1 protein-coding gene is annotated in these 4468 nt (G+C 66.0%); it reads left to right on the top strand.

Annotated features, from left to right (window positions below; translation table 11 throughout):
* Positions 1-59: 59 nt before the first annotated feature.
* Positions 60-4468, top strand: a 4409-nt coding sequence (locus IEZ09_RS45660; RefSeq protein ID WP_229813564.1) for a hypothetical protein, incomplete at its 3' end; no start/stop codon positions are given.

Raw genomic sequence — 4468 nt, 5'->3', positions numbered from 1 at the left:
CAGTGGAGCAGGTGCATCGTTCGGTTGACAGGACAGAAGAACGTCCTGGAGCCACGAACGTGGAACATGATCGGTTCGCTCACGAGATCGAGCAGCAGCGGCGCATGGTCGACGATCTGCGCGTGCGGTACGACATCGCCTTTGGCGACGCCGCCAGCAGCCTGGGCACCGACGACGAGCTGCAGGCACGTGACGACCTGCGGCAGCGCCGGGCCGACTACATGGCGGCCTGGCGGAAGCTGCGCGACCTGACGGATCGCCGGCAGTCGTTGAGCACCCGCGTGCTCGACGAGGACCAAGCGACAAAGCACGAGGTTGAGCGAATTCCGGAGGTCGCCGATACCATTCGCCCGGCTGCTCAAGCTGCGCACGACGATCCCCCCAGCGTTGGTCTCGCGAAGATCACCGATGAGCATGATCCGGGCGCCGACGGCGACGTTCCGGCGAGGCCGCAGCGAGATCAGGGTGAGGTGGAGCAGGACTCTTCCAGGGTGGCTCCGGCGGATCACGAGAGGCCGGACAGCCGCGCAGACGGGGAGGCCATCGACCCGAAGGAACCGCGCGGTCCTGGCCATCCGGGATCCGCTCCGCCCGTCACAGGATTCGGTACCGATACGTGGTCCGACGGTGAGAGTGATTCGGGTTCGGTGGTTGGTGTCGGGCATGCGCCCACCATCGCCGTGCCAACGCGCGCCGCCACGCGGACCATGCTCAGCAAGCCGCACGTCTTCGATGTCGACCTCGACGGTTCGCGGCTTGTTGGTCCGGGGACCGAGGCGGACCTGGTCTTGCTCGGTGCCGCGCTGCGGACGGCGGCGCGGATGCACGCGGACGCGGAGTTGCCACCGCCCCAGATCGTCGTCTCAGGGCCGGACACGCAGGCGGAGTACATCTCCACACGGCTGCGTGACGAGATCAGCACCAACTCGGCACACGATGCGCCGATCATCTCGACGGTCGTGGCGGTGGAAGGACCCGTTCGCGTCGACGTCACCGTGGACCTTCGGCCGCCCGGTACGGAGCACGGACCTACCGCACACACGGCCGGTGGTGTCAGCTTCGATTCGGGTGACACATCGGAGAAAGCGCACTGGGACCGCCTGCACTCCGCGCACGGTGCCTCGGGCGGAATCATGCCGTTCTACGTCTATGCGACGGCGCGGGGAGACAAATTCCTCGTCGACGGCGAACTGGTGGACGGCGCCACGCTGGCGAAGTACGTGCGGAGCTCGCCCGCCTACCGCAAGTATGGCTACCTCAAGTACGGGATCACGTCGGTTCCGGTGCCGGTACGGCTGGTCGCGGCGGACCCTGCCAACCCCGAGGCGTCGAGACGCGCGGCAAAGGAGTTCGCGAAGGCGTTGCGGGGAGAGCGCCAGTTCTTCGCCGTCTTCGCGGCGAGTGATCTGCTGGAGATCGATGCGAACGGTGAGACGGTCGTGGCGAACGGCGGCACGTTCGCGTTCGTGGCCGATGTCCGGCCGGATGACGTCGAGTGGAGGCTGTTGGTGCGGCCCGGCGGCAAGCCTTTCGGCATGGGCTTCGACACTCCGGAGAATCGCGAGCTCCAGCGGCACGTTCTGAACCGTGTCAACGAGCACACGATGCGCACGGTCGTCGAGAAATCCGTGGATTCCTCCGGCGAAGCCCGGTACGAGTACAAGATGCTGCCCTGGGCCGCTGCGACGACGGGCAACCGGACAGAGCCTCTTTGGCTGTTCCCCGACAGCCTGGTACCGCTGCCGGATGGCCAAGCGTACCCGTTTCCTCCCGAGCAGACGGCTGCGCTGTACGCGGCGTCGTCGACGTTCCAGGCGTTGATCAATGGCGCTGTCCGGCCGCCGCTGATCCTGGTGACCAGGAACCCGCGGCAGCCTGCGGGCGCGAAGGGCGAGTTCAATGCCAGGTTCCTGGCGAAGCTCGAGGAACTCGTCGGACCCTTGCACACCTTCTCACTCGAGGGTCGCGCGGAGTTCAACACAGGGGCGGTGCTGGAAGTCGATCAGGGATCGACCTTCGTGGAGAGCGCTCCGCCTGACCTTGCGGACGTGGTGCACGTGTCGGCGGGTTCGGTGTTCGCCTTTCCCGCGCCGGGTGAAAGTGTCGACGCCGTGGCGGTGGCGGAGCTCGCGCGTGCGGTTCGGGACGGCTCCTCCGGTTTTCCGACGGACTCGGTGGTCGTCTACGTGGGGTCGGTGGTGCACGGGGAGTTCGCCCGCATCAGCCTGAAACGTGGTGGTGTTCTCGAGTTCGACGGTGGACGACTGGCGCGGATGTTGTTGGAGGTCGCGAGGGGTCGTCCGATCGTGCTGCTGGGCAAGGACAGTGGTGTCCGGATCAACTTCGGTGCTCTTGGTTTCGATTTCGCCGGTGTATTCCGGGCCGCGGGTGACTACAACGACGTGTACGCGTTGAAGGGTGAGCCGCATATCGGGCGTGATGGTGTCGAGTTGAGCGATGGCGCGGAGCTGGTGCTGGTTTCGACGTTGCGTGGTGGAGATCTGAGGACGGAGGTGTTGTCCAACCGCCACGGGTTTCCGGTCGCGTTGTATCTGCGGTCTCCCGGTGATTCCGCGCAGTACGCGAAGGCGCGGGACTGGGCGTGGAGCTTCACTCCCTCCGTGGCGGGGTCGTACTTCCTGGACCAGGGCGGCGGTCCGAGGAAGGTTCCGTCGCCATGGGCGTCCGGTATGCCCTTGTTCGTGGTTTTGACGCCAGGTACGGGCGGGTACCAGACACAGCGCAAGGACGGCGTGTCCGAGCTGGTCTCCCTGTGGCAGGCGGGTCAGGTGTTGCGGTCCGACCCCGAGGTGCGGCAGCTGCTCGGCGGTGTCGGGTCCCCTCATCGGGACCGGCAGATCGTGCCGATGACACTCGACGGCACAATTGTCGATCCCGCCGAGTTCGCTCAGTCCATGCTCCCCGGTGGCTACTCACGATGGATCCACACCCCGGCCGGTGTGGTCACGCTATCTCCGGACGGCTTCATCATCGTGACTGGTGGCGGGTTCCTATCCCAGGAACCGTTGCGCCCTGGGCCCGAAGGCGTAATCAGCTACGCCATGGAGAACGAGACCCTCGGCGTACACGGGGTGTTCTTCCCTCTCACAGCGGAAGACGCCATCGTCATGTCCCAAGCTGCCCGTGCGGATATGGCGGTAACGCAGCAGTGGTACGTCAGGATCGTCACGACGACAGACTCGAACGGGCAACGTGTTACCCGCTACGTGCCTTATGTGGCCCCGTTCGCGGGGACCTCCATCACGCCGTGGGGCGTTGACGGACACGGCTCGGAATCCGGCTTCTGGTTCGCAATGAGGACAGACCGGCCGATGGTGTACGGCGATGACGTGGAGATCGACGGCTGGCTGAGTGCTGACGTCGTCGCTGGCACTCGCGCCTACTTGGAGGCCCATCCCCATCCCGAGGCCCCGGTGGCGATCGGCCTGTGTCTCGTCCAGGCGACCTCGGGCATGGCTGATTCCCCGGCCGAGGAGTTTTGGGACAGGTGGGAACAGCTCATGCGCACCGAGGTCCGCGTGTTCGCGCCAACAGATGAGTTCGACGTCAATCCCATGACCGCGAGCCGAGCGGTCAACAACGGCGGCTGGATCACCGAGGCCTCACCGAATCCCGGGGTGCCCAGGGTTCCGCTCGCGGACCTTGCGACGAGCCACATCGATCCGATCAGAGCCGAGTTCCGTCCGCGTACGCACGTGCTGGCCAATGGCTCGAAGGAATTGCTGAGGGATAGGGCGTGCAAGGCTGCGCGGGCGTGGGCATGGCGTGCGATGAATGCGGCACCTCTGCCGAAGTTTCGGATCATCCTGTATCAGGATGGCCCGCCGTCGACCTTGCGCAGCGCGCGGCTGATGGAGGCGGCGCGCCGCGACACCATCGAACGGACCCTGCTCGACGAAGTGGCCGAGGAAGCGGCGCGGCTGAGCGGTCTGGGATTCGACGTGCCGTCTGACCAGATCAGCCTGTCGTTCGAGGTCAGGCCTGTGCAGTCCGGTCGGGACCCAGGCTGGGCGGTTGAAGTGGTGTTGCCTGTGCACGAACTCGGGCAGGCGGCATTGGCACTGATCGAGTCGAAACAGTCCGATGCCACACCGTTCATCAACGAGGCCTTCGCAGCGCTGGCCAGGCGGCGGATAGCGGCGTTGAACTCCTCCCGCGCGCTGCCTCCTGCCACTGGGACGTCGAGCGTGCCGTCCTCAGAGGCCGCAACGGCTGACGACGCCGCACCGGCCAGGAACGACCAGCCTGACGTGGAAGGGGCAGATGCGCCGGAGGCGTTGGATGCCAAGGGATCATCGCATCGGACGTCGGCCCCCCACCCCAACCTCGCTGATTTCTACCGAGCCGAACCAGAACAGGCACCGCTGTTCGAAGCTGATAGCGACGATGACGATGAGGCGGCGGCGAACCAGGCCGATTCGGTCGTGGACGGGAGTACTGGCAGCGC

Source organism: Lentzea flava, from assembly GCF_014648475.1.
GTDB lineage: Bacteria > Actinomycetota > Actinomycetes > Mycobacteriales > Pseudonocardiaceae > Lentzea > Lentzea flava.
This window is presented reverse-complemented; position numbering and strand designations above follow the sequence as displayed.